This window comes from Bacillus sp. LK2 (assembly GCF_001043575.1).
Lineage (GTDB): Bacteria > Bacillota > Bacilli > Bacillales > Bacillaceae_G > Bacillus_A > Bacillus_A paramycoides.
Genome location: NZ_LDUK01000019.1, coordinates 80,155 through 99,448, shown reverse-complemented (window position 1 = coordinate 99,448; position 19,294 = coordinate 80,155). Strand labels below are relative to the sequence as shown.

Sequence of the window (19,294 nt, the reverse complement as noted above, 5' to 3'; positions counted from 1 at the left end):
ATGGATTTCATGCTTGCTTCTTTTTTATTTTGTAGAAACTTCACCTTCAGCTTCTGTTTGCGGAATAAAGTATCCGATTATACCACCGATTATTGCTGGAACGATCCAGCCGATTCCTAAGTTATAAAAAGGAATTGTGTGTACGATATTAGCGATAAAACTTGGTATCATTCCCACATTATCAAGTGCATGAATACAGCTAATCATGAATGCTGCGATCATTGCCCCGATGTAGACAGAAGGTTTACGTTTCGTATATTTATCAATAAATGATACGAAAATTAAAATGATTGTAATTGGATATAAAATAATTAATACAGGTAATGTAATTTTAATCAATAAACTTAATCCTAAGTTTGAAATAACGAAGCTAAAGATACAAACGTATAGTACAAGCTTCTTATATGAAACATTTGTTAGTACTGTTGTGAAATAGTTGGCGAATGCACTTACAACACCGATTGCAGTCGTTAAACAAGCAGCTATAATCGCGATACTTAATAAAACATTACCGCTTGTCCCAAAGAATTGATACATAATTGTTGCTAGTAGCTGACCGCCATTTTCGAATTGTCCTAAGTTTCCATTTGAAGCCCCGATATAACCGAGTAAGAAATAAACAATTGTTAAGAAAAGGGCAGCAATGCTTCCGCAAATAATTGTATATTTCGCAATGGATTTTTTCTCTTGTATACCGTTTTGACGAATTGCATTTACAACAATTGTTGATAATACGAGAGCTCCGATTGCATCTAAAGTTAAAAATCCTTCAAGAAACCCTTTGAAAAATGGGATGTCTTTATAGTCACCGATAGGCTCAGCGAATGATCCTGGTGAAAGAATTGCTTTTGTTGCCATAATTGCAATAATTCCAAGTAAAATTGGCGTTAATATTTTACCGATATGATCTACTAATTTGGATGGGTTTAATGATAAGAAGTAGACGACTGTAAAGAAAATCGCACTAAAGACTAACATAGAATACCATTGATCAGGGAAAAGTGGTGCAATCCCAATTTCGTAAGATACAGATCCAGTTCGTGGAATAACAAATAGTGGGCCGATTGAAAGATAAATAATGATAGCGAATACTGCTGCGAATTTTGGATGAACACGGCTTGCTAAAGTGTTAAAACTACCACCGGCAAGGGCAACTGCGACGATAGCAAGTAAAGATAAGCCGACGTCTGTAATAATAAATCCTGTAATGGAAACCCACATATTTTCTCCAGAAGAGAGGCCGAGAAGGGGCGGGAAAATCATATTACCAGCACCGAAGAAAACTGCGAATAGTAGTAAACTAATCGAAAGTATTTGCGCTGGTTTTAAAGTTGTACGCATATAAAGAAAATCCTCCTAATGAGTGCTTTTGTCGAAAATTCAAACAATTTGTCGAGTAACTGTTATTATTTTAAAGGTCTGATGACTAGAAAGCAAGAGGGAATTTTATAAATATTAAAAAATGATGCATTAAATTGAATAAATATACTATTTATATGTTAATTAGGAAGGATTTAACTTTTAACGTAAAAAAACACATATCGTTAGGATATGTGTTTTAAAAATAAATTTTTCGATCACGCTCTTCTTTTAAAATTTCTACTGCTTCTCGGAATCGTTGTGAATGAACAATTTCTCGTTCGCGTAAAAAGCGTAAGCTGTCATTTATGTCTGGATCGTCGGATAAATCAATAAGCCATTGATAGGTTGCTCGTGCTTTTTCTTCAGCTGCAATATCCTCATATAAATCTGCAATAGGATCTCCTTTTGCTTGAATATAAGTAGCGGTAAAGGGAACGCCACCTGCATTATGATAAAACAAAGCGCTATCGTGATTAGCGTATTGCGCGTCTAATCCAGCAGCTTTCATTTGTTCAGGTGTTGCATCTTTTGTTAATTTATAAATCATTGTAGCAATCATTTCTAGATGTGCGAACTCTTCTGTACCAATATCGGTTAGTAAGCCAACGACTTTGTCGGGAATTGTATAACGTTGATTTAAGTAACGAAGGGCAGCGGCTAGTTCACCGTCCGCACCACCATACTGTTCAACTAATAATTTTGCAAGAGCTGGATTACAAGTACTCACTTTAACAGGATATTGTAATTTCTTTTCATAAATCCACATATTTTCTCTCCTTCATCTTGTGTTAATGGACAGTAATAAGCATTCTTCTAGGCGAAGAAATAGCTGGGAATGCATAGTAGGCTTCATAATGATTTGGATTAAAGAATTCAAAACTAATGAAAGTTTTATGTTATATTTGCCATGGCCAAGGTCCTTTGCTCCATTCCCATGGAGCGTTAGAATAACTATTTCCAAATTGCTGAAGTGGACCAAATTTCTCTTCAATTTTTTGTTTTAATACTCTTCGTTTATAGGAGAAATCGTTGAATTGATTTATAGCTGTAGTATCGTCGGGATGCGTATCTAAATAGAGGGTAAGTTCAACTAATACAAAATCAAGTTCTTGTAGTTCTTCAATCCATTTGTAATATTCATCAGGCAATGTTTGTGTCACGTTTTTGCTCACCGTCCTTTTTTGTGAGGGTTTTCATAAAAATCATAAAATGCAGGCCATAGAGTCCCTTTTCTTAAAGCCTCTTTTGGTGGGAATTGGGGTAAATTAGTTGGTTGAAAGCCCATGTATAAGTGGGGGGGAGTTGAGTAATATTTTTTTCCGATTGGAGGGCAAGGATCGTTTGGGCCGTGAAAAGGTATGTAGGATTTCATGAATTCATCCATGTTACACTCCTCCTTTATAAATGAAATATTCATCACTATGTATTGTATTCGTACATAATTGTAAATTATGACTCATATAGAAAACTAATAGAGACAGGGGGAGTGCGGATGGAAAGTATTACAACATGTATTGTATTAGAATCCAAAAACTTAAAGGAAACATTATATTTTTATGAAGGGATTCTAGGTTTTAAACCAAGCGAGGAGAGGCCACAATTACGTGTAACAGGTGTTTGGTATGATATTGATTCAACGAGAATTTGTTTTGTTGTAAATCGGAATTTTGGGGAGAATAGAGAGACTGTCACATCATCAGTTAAGGAAATATTTTTAAAAACTGCAAATATCGAGCGAATAAAGAAAAAGTTAGAATTTTATCATATATCATTTACAGAAGAATGCTGTGGTGAAGAAGTAAGAATAACTTGCTATGATCCAGACCGTTTTAAGCTCCAAATTGTTTCAACAGAGAATATAGAATAGCGTCTTTTATAATGTAATAATCTTAGTGGCAAATGAAAAAAATATTGACAAGCCTCTCCAAATATTTTAATGTGATTGTATAAAATTGTGTATATAAAGGGGAGTAACTTATTACAATAGAGTCGTCATTACAGGGAGAAACCCTCGGCTTTATTGGCAACGTTTCGTTGTTAGTGAGACCTTTACCAGCAATGGTAAAGGCCCCTTATTGTCTTTTTTAGGACCCTTACCATATTTGGTAGGGTCCTTTTTGTATACAAAGAGAGGAGAAATAAAATGAAAAAACTTATAAGTAGATTAAGAGTTGTATTTCATGTTCGCCGATTTGTTCCATTTTTATTTGACTTTTTCACTTCAAAAGAGGTTTCAATAAAGAAGAAAATCTTATCTATTGTTTTTTTAGTAGGGTATGTTGCTATGCCACTCGATTTAATTCCAGACTTCTTACCGTTTATTGGTATTTTAGATGATATTGGAATTGTTTTATTCATTTTGAACCGAATCGTAAAGATGGCGCCAGTACATTTGCAAGAAAAGCATAATGTGAATATAGGATAGGAGTTAAAAGTGTGGAGCAAATTATTTTAGATATAATTGAGTATTTAAAGCAGTTTTCTTATTTTGGAGTTGTGTTAGCTTTAACTTTTGAATTTATTCCAGCAGAGGTTGTTTTGCCGCTTGTCGGGTATTGGGTGTACGAGGGTGATATGAATTTTTGGCTAGCTGTGTTAGCCGGAACACTTGGTGGAACGACAGGGCCATTAACTTTATACGCGCTCGGTTATTACGGTGGTCGTCCTCTGTTGCTAAAATATGGGAAATACTTCTTTGTTAAAGAAGAACAAATTCAAAAAGCAGATGATTTCTTTGCGAAGTATGGCCCGGTTGTAGCATTTGTTGGACGCTTCGTTCCAGGGGTCAGAACACTTATTTCTGTTCCATGTGGTATGGCGAAAATGAACATATGGCAATTTATCATATATACATTTATAGCAATGTTTCCGTTAACGGCCTTGTATATTTATGTAGGGATGAAATTAGGACCGCATTGGGAAAAAGCAGGGGCTATTGTAGGGGAGTACATGTTACCTATACTAGTAGTTGTTCTTGTGATTGTGGGTAGTATCTTAATCTATAAATATATGAAAAAGAGGGACAAAACGGAATCTATTTAAAGATAAAGTGAAACTTTAATCAGTGGGGGTTTTGTTCGTCCCCCACTGATTATTAGTTGAACCAATCGGGCGTTTACGGGCAGTTGATCTCCCACCTAACTTCCTCGCATTCTCCGAATTTTGAGGTGGGAGTCTTACTGCCCGTTAATGCGGGATAAAGGTGCATAATTTCTTGTGAATATAGATGAATAATACAGGCAAAGGACTCTAAAGGACATACAAATATAATGAATTAAAAACAGCAAACCAAACATTTGTACAATCAAAAGTGGCAGAAGAACAGCCAAAAACACCGAAAGAAAAATTACAAGTGAATATTGAATCTGCAAAAGCTTTAGTAAAAAAAGCGCAAGCTGGAGAAATAACAGATGGATCAGTTAAATCATTAAGTCAAAAAATCACAGTTGCAGAAGCGGTGTTAAAAGATAAAAATGTAAAAGATGAGTATGTAGAATCAATGAATCGTACGTTAGAGCATGCTATTTCATTGGTTGAAAAAAGCATTAACAAATAAGGAAGAAGAAAAAGAAGCTTATCATGATAGGCTTCTTTTTTGTTATACTAAAAGTAGAATAGAAAAAGGGAGCGAATAATTTGGAAGAGAAAAAGATAAAAAGAATTCTTGAATATGTATGGATCGCTGTTGTGCTCCTTGTAGGATATTATTTATTAAAAGATAAAAGTATATGGGTTCTATTTTTAATGACATTTTTATTAGCGGGATTAGGAACGCTATTTATTAACTTTTTCTTTGATAGTGTAAACGCGTGGAGAAAGAAAAAGAAGGAGACGAAGTAAGGGAAAATAAGCATGCAAAAGTTGAAGTTTATGAATTAACTTGCATCGGCATATTTGTCATTTTACAATCGTTAACTAAACAACAGAATAGAACATGAAAATAGCTCGCCTTTTTTATAGGCGAGCTATTTTTTATGCTTCTTTTTTCTCATCGTTTGTTTTTTCAGTAGCTAAATGACTATGCTTTCTAGAGTAGAAGAAATAGACGCATAAACCGATAATAAGCCAAACTGCAAAGCTAATCCATGTCGTTTTAGACAAATTAATCATTAAATATAAGCAACAAAGAATAGCGACAACAGGTAGTACAGGTACAAGAGGTGCGCGGAATCCACGTTTTAAATCAGGATGAGTTTTTCGTAAAATAAGTACAGCACAGCAAACGAATGTGAAGGCTGTTAACGTACCGATGTTTACTAAATTCGCAAGTAAATGTAAGTCTAAAAGTCCTGCTAATAAAGCTGCAAATATCCCAGTAATCCATGTGTTTAGTAAAGGGATTTTCACTTTTTTATTTACGCGTGCTAACGCTTTTGGAAGTAAACCGTCTCGGCTCATTGCATACGAAACGCGAACTTGTCCATACATAACGACTAAAAGAACGGTTGTCATTCCTGTCATCGCACCAACTGCAAGTAGCCCAGCGATAGTATCTTCTCCAACGAAATGTAGTGCAAATGCAACGGGATCAGAAACGTCTAATTGAGTATAGGGAACCATACCTGTTAAAACGAAAGATACGATCATGTATAAAACGGTACAAATAAGAAGGGAACCGATAATACCGATTGGTAAATCACGCTGTGGTTTTTTCGTTTCTTCCGCAGCAGTTGCGATTGCATCAAAACCTAAAAATGCGAAGAAGACAGTGGCAGCTCCAGTAATAATGCCGTCGTATCCGAATGGAATGAACGGTGTCCAATTTTCAGGCTTTACATATTTTGCGCCTGCTACGATAAAGGCGATAATAACTGCTAATTTTATAAGGACCATAACATTATTAATGCGTGCGCTTTCACGTATACCAAAACTTAAAAGTCCAGTAATGATAAGTAAAATACAAACAGCTGGTAAATCAATGAGACCACCTTTTCCCATACCGGGGGCCGAGGCAATAATGGCGGGAAGGTGTATATTGAACCCTTGAAGCAATGATTGTAAATATCCAGACCAACCAACAGCCACCGCTGCAACTGCGAGTAAATATTCGAGCATTAAACACCAACCAACGATGAAAGCGACAACTTCTCCGACGGTCATGTATGCATAAGTATAAACACTTCCTGAGACTGGTATAGAAGAAGCGAATTCTGCATAACAAAAGGCTACACAAGCACAAGTAAATGCGGCAATAAGGAATGATAGCATAATACCAGGACCAGAATGTTTTGCCGCTACAATACCTGTTAATACAAAAATCCCTGTCCCAATTACGGCGCCGATTCCTAAAAACGTTAAATCTAATGCAGTTAGTGTTCGATCTAGCTGCCGTGGTGATTCAGTACTAAGCGCTTTTTTTCGTAATAATGATTTCACTTTGGACTCTCCCCCCATTTTTTCGTCTCCATAACTGCGAATAGTGTGAACCCATTGGAAAAGAGTACGTAAGTGAATGAAGGTACAGTTATGGTATGTAGTTTTTTGAAATTTCTGGATTAATTTTAATATAATTCAGAATATTTTGTCAAATAAAATTTTAACAAATAAAATTCCAGTTGTAAGGAGAAACTATGTGCAGAAATAGATGCAGATTAACAATCAGTAGAGATGAAGAATAATCCACTGATTAAAGTTTTACTTTATATAGTAGGAGAAGATGCTATGTTATTTTATTTCGAACTTGTTGTCATTTTACTTTGTACGAAATTAGCTGGTGATATTAGCGTTAGACTTGGCCAGCCTTCTGTACTCGGTAAATTAATCGTTGGTATTATTATCGGTCCGGCCGTGCTAGGTATTATTAATAGTTCTGAACTTATTGATGAGCTTAGCGAAATTGGTGTTTTGCTACTTATGTTTATGGCGGGACTCGAAACAGATTTAGAAGAGTTAAATCGGAACTTAAAATCGTCATTTGCAGTAGCGGCTGGTGGAATTATTTTTCCTTTCATTGGTGGATATGTAACGGGACTGTTTTTTGGATTGATACAATCCCATGCTATTTTTTTAGGATTATTACTTTGCGCAACATCGGTTAGTATTACGGTACAAACGTTACGAGATTTAGGGAAAATGAATACGAGAGAAAGTACAACAATTTTAGGAGCAGCTGTATTTGATGATGTGATAGTCGTTATTTTATTAGCGTTTGTAATGAGCTTTTTAGGAACGCAAGATGTGAATATAACGCTTGTTATTGCAAAGAAAATTATTTTCTTTGTAAGTATTGTTTTTATCGCATGGAAAGTTGTTCCGTGGATTATGAAAATGCTCGTACCACTTCGTGTATCTGAAGCGTTAATTAGCGCGGCTCTTATTATTTGTTTTTCATTTGCTTATTATAGTGAACAAATGGGAATCGCAGGTATCATCGGAGCTTTTGCAGCAGGAATTGCAATATCTCAAACAGCGTATAAGCATGAAGTGGAACATAAAATTGAACCGATTGCGTATGCGATATTTGTACCAGTTTTCTTTGTAAGTATCGGGATGGAAATTACATTTCAAGGTATCGGAAGCCAACTTTGGTTCATTATCATTATGACGCTTATTGCGATTTTCACAAAGTTAATTGGATCAGGTTTAGGAGCAAGACTAACAGGGTTCAACTTACAATCCTCTATTAGTATTGGTGCGGGGATGGTGTCGCGCGGGGAAGTAGCGCTTATTATCGCAGCAAATGGGCTTACGGCGAATTTATTAGCGAAAGAAAATTTCACAGCGATTGTTATTGTTGTTATATTGACGACGATTATTACACCACCGCTTTTGAAGAAGTATTTTGTATAGAGAAGAAGGGCTTATCTGATGTAGGTAAGCTCTTTTTTTATTGGAAAAAGCAATAGTCATATAGCGTGAATAGGTTGTAATTATGGTAAAATCTACGTATATGATAAGTCGAGGAGAGAAAATGTGTGAAGATTACGAAGGGGAAGGTTATCGGTGTAATCATACTTATTGCACTATGCATACCATTTACTGCATGGAAAGAATCAAAAGTGAAAGATTTTCCAGTTTCTATTTTTTCTTCCTATGTAGAAGACGAAAACCCGAAAGACTATAAGTATACTGCTTTTGTACCTGACTTTGCAATTTGGATACATGGATGGGAAAAACAGAAGTCTGAAGGTGAAATAACGTCATATAAAAAAGGGGATCGAACTGTAATTGTTCACCATCCACCTGGTAATGATGGTTTTTATCTATATGATACAAATGATATTAGAGAATATACGCAACCGTAAGAAGTGGAGGTTAAATGGTGAAAGCTTCAACATTACTATTTAAAATTGAAAATAATATGGATCAATTTTCACCAGCTGAGAAAAAGGTTGCCATGTATATAATGGAGAATGCAGAGATTGTTCCGAATTTAACGACGAAAGAAGTGTCTACAAATGCGGGAGCGAGTGAGGCGAGTGTTGTACGTTTTTGTAAAACAATCAGTATTGGGAGCTTTAAAGCATTTAAGTTAGCGCTCGTTCGTGAATTAACGATTGCTGATTATAATATTAACGATTTTTCAGTGATGAATACAGAAGATGGACCGTATGATTTGTTCAATAAAGTTACATATGTGAATAAAGCTGCAATTGAGGCGAGTGTTACCGCGATAGATAAAAAGGAACTCGAGAAAGCAGCAGATAGCATTGTAAATGCTGATAAGGTCATGTTTTATGGTGTAGGTGGGTCAGCTACACCGGCGATGGACGGAGCTTATAAATTTACTCGACTTGGATTTACAGCGATGATGCTATCTGATTTTCATATGATGTTGCCACTCGTCACGAATTTAAAAGAGGGAGATATATTTGTGGCGATTTCTACTTCTGGGCGGACGAAAGATGTGCTCGAAATGGCGCAATATGCGAAGAAGCGAGGAGCTACGGTTATTGCGATTACGAAGCTAGATCAATCATCTCCTTTATATAAAACGGCAGACATTCGCCTTTGTATGCCGGATGTAGAGCAAGATCATCGTATAGCGAGTATTGCTTCAAGGATGATGCAACTCAATATGATTGATGCTTTATACGTTATTACTTTTAATCGTATTGGTAATAATGTGATAGATCAATTTATGGAGACGAGAGAAGAAGCAGTAAGGTTACGGAAGTTAAAGTAAAAAGATGGGGCAACCCATCTTTTTTTGTGGCTGGACATAAATTTGTCATGAAAAGAAATAAAATTTCATAAAATAATAAAGTAATATTGATTTTAAATTTCTTGAAGTTATAATAAAAGCGTGAAATTAAATTTCAAAGAAGGTGACAACATGCTAGAAAATTTATCTACAGAACATCGCAATGAGAAGACGATGAATTTAGATGAGATGAGTATAAAAGAAGTTTTACAAAGCATGAATCAAGAAGATCGAACTGTTGCGTTAGCAGTTGAAAATGAAATAGAAGAAATTGAAAAGGTTGTACAGATTGTTATTAAGTCTTTTGAAGAAGCTGGACGATTAATTTATATTGGGGCTGGTACGAGCGGCCGTTTAGGTATTTTAGACGCAGTGGAATGTCCACCGACATATGGAACAGATGACAAAATGGTGCAAGGATTTATAGCAGGTGGATTGAAAGCGTTTACTAAAGCGGTAGAAGGTGCTGAAGATCGTGAAGAGTTGGCAGAAGAAGATTTAAAAAGTATTGGATTAAACGAGAAAGATACGGTGATTGGAATTGCAGCAAGTGGCAGAACGCCTTATGTAATTGGCGGATTGAAATACGCAAATAGTGTGGGAGCGAGCACAGCGAGTATTTCTTGTAATAAAAATGCTGCGATAAGTAAATATGCAAAACTAAATGTGGAAGTGGAAACAGGAGCAGAAATATTAACAGGTTCAACACGTTTGAAGGCTGGTACAGCGCAAAAGTTAGTACTGAATATGATTTCAACAGCATCTATGATTGGTATAGGAAAAGTATATAAAAACTTAATGGTAGATGTTCAATCTACAAATGAAAAGCTAGTAGAACGCTCAAAACGAATTATTGTTGAAGCGACAGGCGCTAGTTATGAAGTAGCTACAGAGTATTACGAAAAAGCAGATCGAAATGTGAAAGCTGCAATCGTTATGATATTACTACAGTGTGAATATGGGGAAGCACTAAAAAAATTAAACGAAGCGAAAGGATTTGTGAAGAAGGCACTCTAAACTCTGGGGAGGGGGATTCTGTTATGAAGAAAGAAGTGAGAATGGCAAGTGAGATTACGGAGCAACTTGGGGGAGTAAAAAATATTCGTGGCATTGCTCATTGTATGACGAGGTTACGATTAACGCTTCATGATGAAAGTAAAGTGAATATGGACCTTTTGAAAAAAGTTGAAGGCGTTATGGGTGTGATTGAAGATGAAACATTTCAAGTTGTCGTTGGTCCAGGAACGGTAAATAAAGTAGCGGCAGAAATGGAAGTTTTAACAGGATTACGAATTGGTGAGGTGGCAGATTATCACCTTGAAGATATCGGCCAAGAGATAAAGTCAGGGATTAAGAAGAAAAACAATACACCAGTGAAAAACTTTTTAAGAAAAATAGGAAGTATTTTCATTCCGTTAATACCTGGTCTTGTTGCTTCAGGAATTATAAATGGAGTCGCTAACTTTGCGAAAAATGCAGGTGCTGATCCGAATGCAACATGGCTACAAATGTTACTTTTAATTGGCGGGGGTATCTTTACATTCTTAGGAATTTTAGTCGGTTGGAATACAGCGAAAGAATTTGGAGGGACACCAGTTCTTGGGGCAATTGCTGGTATTTTAATTTTCAATCCGGCGATGGCCAATGTAAAATTATTTGGTGAAGCGCTAGTACCCGGACGGGGCGGATTATTTGCAGTTATTTTTGCAGCATGGCTCATGGTTGTAGTTGAGAGACGAGTACGAAAAGCAGTGCCAAATGCAGTTGATATTATTGTAACACCTCTTATTACTGTATTAGTGGTAAGTGTAGTAACGATGTTAGTGATTCAACCAGTTGCAGGCTTCTTATCTGAGGGAATTACAAACGGAATTAATGCTATTTTAAATATTGGTGGAGCATTTGCGGGAGCCGTGCTTGCGGGAACATTTTTACCGCTCGTTATGGTCGGATTACATCACGGTTTAACACCGATTCATATGGAATTTATTAATCAAACGCACGTAACACCGCTATTACCTGTATTAGCAATGGCAGGTGCTGGGCAAGTAGGGGCAGCGATTGCGATTTATGTGAAAACAAAAAATAAACGACTTCGAAATGTTATTAAAGGTGCATTACCAGTCGGTTTTTTAGGGATTGGTGAGCCGTTATTATACGGGGTTACATTACCACTTGGGAAACCGTTCCTTACTGCTTGTTTAGGTGCAGCTGTCGGTGGTGCATTCCAAGCGGTTATGAAAACGGCTGCACTCGGAATTGGTGTATCAGGATTATCTTTAATTCCGTTAATTGCTGATAATAAATATCTATTATATTTCTTAGGGTTAGTAATTGCATATACTTTCGGATTTATCTTTACGTACTTCTTCGGATTTAAAGAAGAAATGGCAGAAAACATATAGAGAAAGGGGTCCCTTTCTCTTTTTCTATTAATAGAAAGGGAGATTCATATGATAGGAGTTTCAATTTATCTTTCAAAAGAGCGAGTAGAGAAACAAGAAGAATGGTTGGAAATAGCACAGAAAAACGGATTTTCATCTATTTTTACATCTCTTCACATTCCAGAAGACGATCCAAATACGTATAAAGAATTAATACAAATACTTGGGAAACAAGCGCTGAAGTATGAAATGGAATTAATGGTCGATGTCTCTCCGAAATCTTTACATCATTTAGGAATAACGTATGAAAATGTGGAAGAGTTAGTGGGGTGGGGCATTACAGGATTACGAATGGATTACGGTATTGCGCCAAAAGAAATCGCATGCGTATCACATAAGATGAAAGTAGCGTTAAACGCGAGTACGATTACAGAATCATTTTGGAAAGAGTTAATGGCAGAAAATATACGAGTAGATCGTGTAGAAGCGTGGCATAATTTTTATCCGCGTCCAGAAACAGGACTAGCAAAATCATTTTTGCAAAAACAAAATAAATATTTACATGAGTGCGGAATAAAAACGATGGCATTTATTCCAGGGGATAGTGAAAAACGAGGTCCTTTATATGAAGGTTTACCGACTTTAGAAAAACATCGATATATGCGCCCGCTTGAAGCGTATTTAGAGCTTGTCCAAGAGTGCGATGTTGATAAAGTGTTAATTGGAGATATAAGCGGGAGCCTAGAAAGTGTACAAGAAATCGCGAGTGCGAGTGGTGGAATTATCCCGGTGCGGTATCAATCATTTATGAATGATAGCGACGCGTTACAGCTGATAGAACGAGTGCATACGAACCGGCTTGATCTAGCGCGTGATGTAATTCGCTCTGTAGAATCGCGAGAAGAAAGTAATGTTGTATTACAACCGGTGAATACAATTTTAAGAAAAAGAGGCAGTATTACAATTGATAATGAATTGTACGGTAGATATGCGGGTGAAATGCAAATTGTTATAAATGATTTACCTGCAGATAAGAAAGTGAATGTCGTTGGAATGGTGATTGAAGAAGATGTATCGCTATTGTCTTATATAGGTGCTGGAAAAAAGTTTCAACTTTTTTTACGTGATTGAGTGAAACCTTGAATTAGCGCTATTTTGTAAAAAAACATTATCTGTAAAAGGGGTAATGTTTTTTTACTTTCTTTAAAAAAGTATTTGACGAATGAAAGGAAATACCGTATTGTTTTGTCTTGTGAATAAAAGTTTATCATAACAAAACAAAAAGGAGAGTTCAGAATGAATCAATATATTGGTAATTTAATTATTCGTATCGTGTTAGGAGTTACTTTTTTTGCACACGGTTTAGCAAAGTTTCAATCAGGTATCGATAACGTAGCAGGATGGTTTACAAGCATCGGCTTACCAGGTGGTCTTGCATACGGTGTAGCAACAGTTGAATTAGTTGGTGGTATATTATTAATTATCGGTTTAGGTGTGAGATATGTAGGATTGTTATTTGCTCTTATTTTAGCTGGAGCTATCGTAAAGGTAAATGGAGCAGCAGGATTATTAGGAGATGGAAAGAATCCGGGATATGAATTAGATCTTGCATTATTGTCAATGGGTGCGTATTTATTCATTGTAAAAGCAGAAGGATATGTAGATCGTTTTTTAAAAGAGAAAGTAATGAAAACGAAGTAAATTTCATTTTTTAAGTGTTGACTTGACGACTAGATGTAAATATAATAGTTACATCTAGTCGCATAGTTACGGAACAGCTAATATTTTTTTGTTATAAATGTAACTTAATCAGTTACAGCTGAAGTGGAAAAATAAAAAATGTGGAGGAAATAGCATGACTAAGTCAAATTTAGAAATGATTCGAAGCACATATGAAGGTTCGGCTTCTTCAAATGCAAAACATTTAGCGGAAGCCCTTTCTAGAAAAGTAGAATGGACAGAGGCAGCGGGTTTTCCGTACGGCGGAACGTATATTGGTGTAGAAGCAGTAATGAAAAATGTATTTAGTCGTTTAGGATCAGAATGGAATGATTATAAGGCTAATGTAAATACGTACCATGAAGTAAACGGAAAAGATGTGATTATTGCTGAAGGTGTTTACTCAGGAGTTTATAAAGAGACGGGAAAATCCTTTGAAGCAGACTTTGTTCACGTATGGAAACTTGAGAACGGAAAAATCGTGAAGTTTAAGCAGTATGTGGATAGTTATATTGTACGAGAAGCGATGAAGGCTTAAAATGAAATAAGGAAACAAATGGAATCGACTATGTGCAGGTGATTCCATTTGTTTATGTAATTATTAGGGGGAATGGGGAGTACATAATATGAAAAAATGGATAATAGGGACAATTACAATGATTGTAATTGTGATGGGGGCTTTATTCGGTGTTACTAAATTTCTTAATTATATAGAGGAAGAGGAGAAGAGCCTTAAAGTACAAAAAGTAATGGATCAACAGGAGAAGAAAGTAAAGGAAGAGAAGCCACAAGTTAGTGAAGATGAAATTATTTCTACAATGCATAGGATGGTACATCAAAAAGTGAAATCCTCTGAGAAATGGGGATTTATCGAAATGACAAATAAGGAAATTAGTAGTGCGAAGAACGCAGTAGAAAGCAGTACTAATTTTAAATATAAATCAAAGCTACTTTCTACTTTGGAGCGTTGGGAGAAAGGAGACTTTTCACAAACGGTTGAGGAGCATAACTTTTTGTGGGAAATTCAAGGTGGTGATACCGGAAAGGCAACAGAACGTTTATCGCCAGAAGAAGAAAGACAGTATGTGAAAGAAATGAAGGGTAAATAAAAACATCGCCACTTTGGTGGCGATGTTTTTTCATTAAGAATGTTTTCGTACTAAAGTTCTAGTCGTTTGAGGAGAAACAGTTTTAAAATGAGAAAATAAATAACATCCTGTCACGACGATAATTGTTCCGAAAATTTGAATCCATGTTAGCTCTTCTCCAAGGAAAATAAATGCTAAAATAGCTGTGAAAATTGGATTGAAATTTAGAAAAATCCCCGATGTAGTAGCTCCTAATTTCTGTACACCAATGTTCCAAAACACCATACAAAGGACTGTTGAAATCAATCCTGTATATAAAAGTGATGTAATGAAAGAAGAATTGATATTGGAAACAGTGAAGTTGCCTATGTTAAATGGGAGTAATAAAATAACGCCAAAAATACCAGAATATAAAGTTGCCATGAGTGGTGTAGTTGTTTTTGTCGCCCATTTACTACAAACAGAATAAATGCCCCAAATACAAACAGCCGCAATCATCCATAAATCGCCGCTATTAAAATGTAGTGAAAATAAAAGAGCGAAATTTCCTTTTAAAAGAACGAGGATGACGCCGAAAAATGAAAGAATCATGGATAAAATTTGAAGTGTATTTACTTTTTCTTTTAAAAATAAAGATGAAAATAGTGCAATTGAAATAGCGTTCAATGTAGATATAAGACCTACATTTGTTGCGGATGTTTTTTCTAATGCTAAAAATTGAAAAATGTTAAAAAGAGCGACTCCTGATATTCCCATAAGTATTAGCGGAAGTATTGCAGAGCGTGGTGGAATGATTTTCTTCTCTTTAAACCATACCATTGGTAATAAACAAACAATCGCAATCATCCATCTTAAACTTGTCAGTGTCATCGGAGACGCATGATCGACGAGTGATTTCCCAACGACGAAATTTCCTCCCCATAATAAGCTCGTTAATAATAATAAAAAGACGTAAAAATAAGGCATACTAAAAACCCCTTTGTTGAAATAAGAATGAACTGTAAATAATTTTAGCATTTTTCTTTATTGTCTAATATATTCTTTTGTATAATGGTGAAAACTCAATAAAATGTTTTGTTGGAAATCTTATTCGCAGAAAAATATTCAGTTTTATATAAGTTATGAGATGTTTCTTCGAATAATCGTCGGTAAGAAAAAAAGGGGGAATTTTGATGGAGTCATCTGTTATTAAAGTGCTAGATGATTTGGATATACAAATTTTAGATATATTACAAAAGGAGTCACAAGTAAGCAATGCGGAACTTGCACGCCGCGTTAACTTATCACCGGCTGCTATGCATGCAAGAATAAAAAGGTTAGATGGGGAAGGTTTCATTGATAAACAAGTGGCGATTTTAAATCAAGAAAAGCTAGGGTTTGATTTACTTTGTTTCATTTTTATGAGTACAAATATTCATCAGTCGGAAAAGCTTGAGGTGCTAGAAAGAGAATTAGAATCTATGCCTGAAGTGCTAGAATGTCACTGTTTAACAGGAGAATATGATTATTTATTAAAAGTGGCGAATCGTGACAGAAAAGAACTAGAGCATTTTATTAGAAAGCTGAATAAGCTAGGCATTACACGGATACAAACGAGTTTAGCACTGCGTGAAATTAAATATTCTACGGTATTGCCGATACGGAATGAGGAACCAAGTACGAAATAGAGTGCTTGGTTTTTTTATTTGTGTAAAATTCAGAAAAATAATTGACGAGGCGAAAAGAGAATTGTATTATTATATGAAATTACGAATTAATATTCATTTATTTTTATAAATATTAATGTGCTGGTTAAGGGGATATAATATGGAAATTTGTAATGCTGTTACAAGTGATGTGAAAGAGGTTTATAACTTAATTGAAGTGTATGCGAAAGAGGGAGTTGTTTTACCACGTTCTCTCTTGTCTCTTTATCAATATTTACAATGTTTGTATGTTGTGAAAGAAGAAGAGAGCATTATTGGAGTCGCTGGTTTACACGTATTAGGAGAGGATCTTGCAGAAGTACGATCGTTAGTAGTTTCGCATACATATGCAGGAAAAGGGATTGGGCGTATGTTAGTGAATCATGTAATGAATGAAGCAGCAAAAATAAAAGTGAATAGAGTAATTTCTTTAACATATGAAACAGAATTCTTTCAAAAGTGTGGGTTTGATTTTGTGCATAAAGAATCATTGCCAGAGAAAGTATGGGTTGATTGTAGACATTGTCCAAAGTTTGATAGCTGTGATGAGGTGGCGATGATTCGGTATGTTGGGTGAAATTTTTAGAGAAAAAAGTGCCCACTATTATTTAGATAATAGTGGGCATCTGTATTTTAATAAGAAATGAGATGTTATTAGGAATTTGAATTCGTTTGTCTCATGGCAAAATTATAAAGTGGATCTCTAAGTTCATAGTTATACGTAGAACCGTCGACAAGCCCTACAACTTTGTCGCTATCATAAAGGTCGAGCATAAATTGTGCCATTTGTTTTGCAGTATGAAATTTCGGTACAACATTATCGTATTGGAACTCATCAATATTAAATGAACGTTTCGCGAATTCTGTTTCAGTTGCGCCAGGAGCTAAAACTTTTGCTTGTAGTTTTGCACCTTGTTCTTTCAGTTCGTGAGACAGTCCTTCTGTAAATGCACTTACATAGAATTTCGTAGCGCAGTACGTAACAGCGTTAGCAACAATCGTGTATCCACCGCCCGATGAAACGTTAATAAGCTGTGTTCCTTCGGTCATTGAATAATCTCGAACGAAAAGAGAAGAAAGTATTGTTAGTGCTTCTATATTTACATGCAACATCGTTTCGATTTTGTTTAAATTTTGTTCAGCAATTGAGGCGAAATTACCAAAACCTGCGTTATTAATCCACGTTTCAATTTGAAAACTTTGTAGACTTTCATAAAGTTTATAGACTTCTTCAGTGACGGATAAATCAGTTCTTCGAATGACAACATCCAATTCCGGATTCATTTCGTTAATTTTCAATTTTAATTCTTCTAATTCTGCTTGTCTTCGTGCTACAAGTATTAAGTTTTTTCCGCGAGATGCAAAGGCTAAAGCTGATTCATAGCCGATTCCTGAACTAGCACCAGTAATAACTGTATATTTCATATAAACTCCCCCTGAATTCAAATTGACTTATTTATGTTTAGATTGTATTAGTTAGAGTACACTCTAAGTCAAATGTTTTTTGAAATTTAGATAAGGTAGTAAAATATATGAGGATACATATCGTGTGAAGGAGAATAATTATGTACACAATTAGCGAGGTAGCGAAATTATTAGGAGTGAGCACACATACATTACGATATTATGAAAAGGAGAATATATTAATTGCAAACCGTGATGCCAATGGGAATCGACTCTATGAAGAGTCACATATAAAGTGGTTGCAGTTTGTAATGAAGTTAAAACAAACGCAAATGCCGATAGCGAAAATAAGAGAATACGCTAGATTATATACAGAAGGGGAGCATACAACCGAAGCCCGGTTACAGCTTTTAGAAGATCATAAAAAATCTATTCAAACTCAAAGAGAAAACTTAGTAATTACAGAGAAGATGCTTGAAAATAAAATTATTGCTTACAAAGCCTCTTTGGAAAATAAATAGCGTACAAAACACTGTGTTTCCTTTTTTATGTGGAAAAGGGAATTCAGTTTTTTTGTTTTGGAATTGATTTGTGAGCATTTCATCATAATGTAATGAAAAATTAAAAAAGAGCAGCTAGCTAAAAGCAACTGCCCGATTCAAAGGGATCTCCAAGGGGGAATGGAGAAAATATTTTGTTACTACCATTATTGACAGAGTATTAAAAAATATACAGTCGAGTTGAAATTTTTTTTATAATCCCCCTTCACATATATATGGTGAGGGGATTTTTGTTTCTTTTGTCCTTATTTAGCATGAAAATTCGCTGTTGACACTTCACAAATTGTTCATGTAGAATGTTTATGAATGACATTCAGTCATTTTTCGTGAGAGGATGTAGATAAGCAATTTATACAGGAAGATAAGGGAACACGAGAGCTCATTAATAGGGGGATGTTAAAATTACATTGAATCTCTTTTGGGGCGTAAGAATTTGAAAGAACTTTATAATCTTAGTCAGCTTGGTGACGGAACAAATATAATGATAAAAGAGGATGATATCGGTTTATATATTATTTAGTGTGAGATTATATTTAAAAAAAACAAACAAATAAACTGACTGACGGTCAGTCAGTTATAAAAGGTGAGAGGTATGAAAAATAAAGCTTGGTTATATGTCATATTAACATGTATTTTTGAAGTCTTCTGGGTGTTTGGTTTTAATACAGCCCATACTTGGTGGCATTGGGTCATTATTGTAGGAGTTATCGCTGTTGATTTTCATTTTCTTTCTAAAGCGTGTGAACATCTGGCGACAGGGACAGTATATGCGGTGTTTGCTGGTGCTGGTACTGTAGGAACTTTCTTAATGGATGTTTTTCTTTTCGGTGGAAGTTTTAGTTTAGGAAAATTATTCTTCATTGTGATGGTTGTAGCTGGCGTGATCGGTTTAAAATTGGCTGATAATAAAGCAGAGACTGTGGAAGAAACTATGGAAGGAGCTGCTTAA

The 19,294-nt window shown here is 35.5% G+C and carries 24 protein-coding genes and 1 pseudogene; 18 read left to right on the top strand and 7 right to left on the bottom strand.

The window, feature by feature from the left end; translation table 11 throughout:
• Positions 1-24: 24 nt before the first annotated feature.
• The 4 genes from brnQ2 to VK90_RS13935 form a co-directional block, all read right to left on the bottom strand.
• On the bottom strand, positions 25-1,341 hold the full coding sequence (gene brnQ2, locus VK90_RS13950; RefSeq protein WP_025150250.1) for a branched-chain amino acid transport system II carrier protein BrnQ2: 1,317 nt from the start codon (positions 1,339-1,341) through the stop codon (positions 25-27).
• Positions 1,342-1,558: 217 nt separating this feature from the next.
• Positions 1,559-2,128, bottom strand: a complete 570-nt coding sequence (gene cotJC / locus VK90_RS13945) for a spore coat protein CotJC (RefSeq protein ID WP_002170510.1) — start codon at positions 2,126-2,128, stop codon at positions 1,559-1,561.
• 130 nt (positions 2,129-2,258) lie between these two features.
• On the bottom strand, positions 2,259-2,522 hold the full coding sequence (locus tag VK90_RS13940) for a spore coat protein CotJB (protein WP_048373601.1): 264 nt from the start codon (positions 2,520-2,522) through the stop codon (positions 2,259-2,261).
• Positions 2,523-2,530: 8 nt separating this feature from the next.
• Complete coding sequence (locus tag VK90_RS13935; protein WP_002170512.1) at positions 2,531-2,746, bottom strand: spore coat associated protein CotJA; 216 nt, start codon at positions 2,744-2,746, stop codon at positions 2,531-2,533.
• A 108-nt stretch (positions 2,747-2,854) separates the two neighbouring features.
• Here VK90_RS13935 and VK90_RS13930 point away from each other — a divergent pair, with 108 nt between their 5' ends.
• From VK90_RS13930 to VK90_RS13910, 5 genes and pseudogenes are all read left to right on the top strand, one after another.
• Positions 2,855-3,229 (top strand): VOC family protein, encoded by a 375-nt coding sequence (locus VK90_RS13930; RefSeq protein WP_048373598.1) that lies wholly within the window; start codon positions 2,855-2,857, stop codon positions 3,227-3,229.
• A 276-nt stretch (positions 3,230-3,505) separates the two neighbouring features.
• Positions 3,506-3,787 (top strand): YkvA family protein, encoded by a 282-nt coding sequence (locus tag VK90_RS13925; protein WP_048373596.1) that lies wholly within the window; start codon positions 3,506-3,508, stop codon positions 3,785-3,787.
• Between the two features lie 11 nt (positions 3,788-3,798).
• On the top strand, positions 3,799-4,404 hold the full coding sequence (locus tag VK90_RS13920) for a DedA family protein (protein ID WP_048373594.1): 606 nt from the start codon (positions 3,799-3,801) through the stop codon (positions 4,402-4,404).
• A 223-nt stretch (positions 4,405-4,627) separates the two neighbouring features.
• A pseudogene (locus tag VK90_RS13915) lies at positions 4,628-4,918 on the top strand (LamG-like jellyroll fold domain-containing protein); the annotation flags it as partial.
• A gap of 80 nt (positions 4,919-4,998) precedes the next feature.
• Positions 4,999-5,202, top strand: coding sequence for a hypothetical protein (locus VK90_RS13910; protein ID WP_002170516.1), 204 nt, complete (start codon positions 4,999-5,001; stop codon positions 5,200-5,202).
• 132 nt (positions 5,203-5,334) lie between these two features.
• On the opposite strand, the gene VK90_RS13905 is transcribed toward VK90_RS13910, so the two are convergent.
• Positions 5,335-6,756 (bottom strand): amino acid permease, encoded by a 1,422-nt coding sequence (locus VK90_RS13905; RefSeq protein WP_048373590.1) that lies wholly within the window; start codon positions 6,754-6,756, stop codon positions 5,335-5,337.
• 213 nt (positions 6,757-6,969) lie between these two features.
• Between VK90_RS13905 and VK90_RS13900 the strand changes: the two genes are divergently transcribed.
• From VK90_RS13900 to VK90_RS13860, 9 genes are all read left to right on the top strand, one after another.
• Positions 6,970-8,151, top strand: coding sequence for a cation:proton antiporter (locus VK90_RS13900; RefSeq protein WP_156185414.1), 1,182 nt, complete (start codon positions 6,970-6,972; stop codon positions 8,149-8,151).
• Positions 8,152-8,276: 125 nt separating this feature from the next.
• Positions 8,277-8,606, top strand: a complete 330-nt coding sequence (locus VK90_RS13895; protein WP_048373586.1) for a hypothetical protein — start codon at positions 8,277-8,279, stop codon at positions 8,604-8,606.
• Positions 8,607-8,623: 17 nt separating this feature from the next.
• Positions 8,624-9,487, top strand: coding sequence for a MurR/RpiR family transcriptional regulator (locus VK90_RS13890; protein ID WP_048373714.1), 864 nt, complete (start codon positions 8,624-8,626; stop codon positions 9,485-9,487).
• Positions 9,488-9,637: 150 nt separating this feature from the next.
• Positions 9,638-10,522, top strand: a complete 885-nt coding sequence (murQ, locus tag VK90_RS13885) for an N-acetylmuramic acid 6-phosphate etherase (RefSeq protein WP_048373584.1) — start codon at positions 9,638-9,640, stop codon at positions 10,520-10,522.
• Between the two features lie 23 nt (positions 10,523-10,545).
• Entirely contained in the window at positions 10,546-11,910 is a 1,365-nt protein-coding gene (locus tag VK90_RS13880) for a PTS transporter subunit EIIC (RefSeq protein WP_048373582.1), read from the top strand.
• Positions 11,911-11,958: 48 nt separating this feature from the next.
• On the top strand, positions 11,959-13,020 hold the full coding sequence (locus VK90_RS13875) for a DUF871 domain-containing protein (protein ID WP_048373580.1): 1,062 nt from the start codon (positions 11,959-11,961) through the stop codon (positions 13,018-13,020).
• A gap of 165 nt (positions 13,021-13,185) precedes the next feature.
• A complete protein-coding gene (locus tag VK90_RS13870; RefSeq protein WP_002150357.1) occupies positions 13,186-13,590 on the top strand; it encodes a DoxX family protein in 405 nt (134 codons plus the stop codon).
• A gap of 154 nt (positions 13,591-13,744) precedes the next feature.
• On the top strand, positions 13,745-14,146 hold the full coding sequence (locus VK90_RS13865) for a nuclear transport factor 2 family protein (RefSeq protein WP_048373577.1): 402 nt from the start codon (positions 13,745-13,747) through the stop codon (positions 14,144-14,146).
• An 88-nt stretch (positions 14,147-14,234) separates the two neighbouring features.
• Positions 14,235-14,717: a PRK06770 family protein gene (locus VK90_RS13860; protein WP_048373574.1), complete on the top strand. Its 483-nt coding sequence runs from the start codon at positions 14,235-14,237 to the stop codon at positions 14,715-14,717.
• Positions 14,718-14,750: 33 nt separating this feature from the next.
• On the opposite strand, the gene VK90_RS13855 is transcribed toward VK90_RS13860, so the two are convergent.
• A complete protein-coding gene (locus VK90_RS13855; RefSeq protein ID WP_048373572.1) occupies positions 14,751-15,662 on the bottom strand; it encodes a DMT family transporter in 912 nt (303 codons plus the stop codon).
• A gap of 206 nt (positions 15,663-15,868) precedes the next feature.
• Here VK90_RS13855 and VK90_RS13850 point away from each other — a divergent pair, with 206 nt between their 5' ends.
• Positions 15,869-16,363 carry an Lrp/AsnC family transcriptional regulator gene (locus VK90_RS13850; RefSeq protein ID WP_048373570.1) on the top strand — a complete coding sequence of 165 codons (495 nt, stop codon included), beginning with the start codon at positions 15,869-15,871 and terminating at the stop codon, positions 16,361-16,363.
• Between the two features lie 139 nt (positions 16,364-16,502).
• Positions 16,503-16,958, top strand: coding sequence for an N-acetyltransferase (locus tag VK90_RS13845; protein WP_048373568.1), 456 nt, complete (start codon positions 16,503-16,505; stop codon positions 16,956-16,958).
• A gap of 77 nt (positions 16,959-17,035) precedes the next feature.
• Here VK90_RS13845 and VK90_RS13840 read toward each other — a convergent pair whose 3' ends face one another.
• Positions 17,036-17,806 carry an SDR family NAD(P)-dependent oxidoreductase gene (locus VK90_RS13840; RefSeq protein WP_048373566.1) on the bottom strand — a complete coding sequence of 257 codons (771 nt, stop codon included), beginning with the start codon at positions 17,804-17,806 and terminating at the stop codon, positions 17,036-17,038.
• A 140-nt stretch (positions 17,807-17,946) separates the two neighbouring features.
• Here VK90_RS13840 and VK90_RS13835 point away from each other — a divergent pair, with 140 nt between their 5' ends.
• Together VK90_RS13835 and VK90_RS13830 are read left to right on the top strand one after the other, a co-directional pair.
• The gene (locus VK90_RS13835; RefSeq protein WP_048373564.1) at positions 17,947-18,306 is read left to right on the top strand and encodes a MerR family transcriptional regulator; all 360 of its coding nucleotides are present in this window, start codon (positions 17,947-17,949) and stop codon (positions 18,304-18,306) included.
• A gap of 631 nt (positions 18,307-18,937) precedes the next feature.
• Complete coding sequence (locus VK90_RS13830; RefSeq protein WP_002170531.1) at positions 18,938-19,294, top strand: DMT family transporter; 357 nt, start codon at positions 18,938-18,940, stop codon at positions 19,292-19,294.

Excerpts from the sequence above, each read along its gene's own strand:
- brnQ2 (WP_025150250.1), bottom strand. The coding sequence starts at position 1,341 with ATGCGTACAACTTTAAAACCAGCGCAAATACTTTCGATTAGTTTACTA.
- cotJC (WP_002170510.1), bottom strand. The coding sequence starts at position 2,128 with ATGTGGATTTATGAAAAGAAATTACAATATCCTGTTAAAGTGAGTACT.
- VK90_RS13935 (WP_002170512.1), bottom strand. The coding sequence starts at position 2,746 with ATGGATGAATTCATGAAATCCTACATACCTTTTCACGGCCCAAACGAT.
- VK90_RS13930 (WP_048373598.1), top strand. The coding sequence starts at position 2,855 with ATGGAAAGTATTACAACATGTATTGTATTAGAATCCAAAAACTTAAAG.
- VK90_RS13925 (WP_048373596.1), top strand. The coding sequence starts at position 3,506 with ATGAAAAAACTTATAAGTAGATTAAGAGTTGTATTTCATGTTCGCCGA.
- VK90_RS13905 (WP_048373590.1), bottom strand. The coding sequence starts at position 6,756 with ATGGGGGGAGAGTCCAAAGTGAAATCATTATTACGAAAAAAAGCGCTT.
- VK90_RS13900 (WP_156185414.1), top strand. The coding sequence starts at position 6,970 with ATGAAGAATAATCCACTGATTAAAGTTTTACTTTATATAGTAGGAGAA.
- murQ (WP_048373584.1), top strand. The coding sequence starts at position 9,638 with ATGCTAGAAAATTTATCTACAGAACATCGCAATGAGAAGACGATGAAT.
- VK90_RS13880 (WP_048373582.1), top strand. The coding sequence starts at position 10,546 with ATGAAGAAAGAAGTGAGAATGGCAAGTGAGATTACGGAGCAACTTGGG.
- VK90_RS13875 (WP_048373580.1), top strand. The coding sequence starts at position 11,959 with ATGATAGGAGTTTCAATTTATCTTTCAAAAGAGCGAGTAGAGAAACAA.
- VK90_RS13870 (WP_002150357.1), top strand. The coding sequence starts at position 13,186 with ATGAATCAATATATTGGTAATTTAATTATTCGTATCGTGTTAGGAGTT.
- VK90_RS13865 (WP_048373577.1), top strand. The coding sequence starts at position 13,745 with ATGACTAAGTCAAATTTAGAAATGATTCGAAGCACATATGAAGGTTCG.
- VK90_RS13860 (WP_048373574.1), top strand. The coding sequence starts at position 14,235 with ATGAAAAAATGGATAATAGGGACAATTACAATGATTGTAATTGTGATG.
- VK90_RS13855 (WP_048373572.1), bottom strand. The coding sequence starts at position 15,662 with ATGCCTTATTTTTACGTCTTTTTATTATTATTAACGAGCTTATTATGG.
- VK90_RS13850 (WP_048373570.1), top strand. The coding sequence starts at position 15,869 with ATGGAGTCATCTGTTATTAAAGTGCTAGATGATTTGGATATACAAATT.
- VK90_RS13845 (WP_048373568.1), top strand. The coding sequence starts at position 16,503 with ATGGAAATTTGTAATGCTGTTACAAGTGATGTGAAAGAGGTTTATAAC.
- VK90_RS13840 (WP_048373566.1), bottom strand. The coding sequence starts at position 17,806 with ATGAAATATACAGTTATTACTGGTGCTAGTTCAGGAATCGGCTATGAA.
- VK90_RS13835 (WP_048373564.1), top strand. The coding sequence starts at position 17,947 with ATGTACACAATTAGCGAGGTAGCGAAATTATTAGGAGTGAGCACACAT.
- VK90_RS13830 (WP_002170531.1), top strand. The coding sequence starts at position 18,938 with ATGAAAAATAAAGCTTGGTTATATGTCATATTAACATGTATTTTTGAA.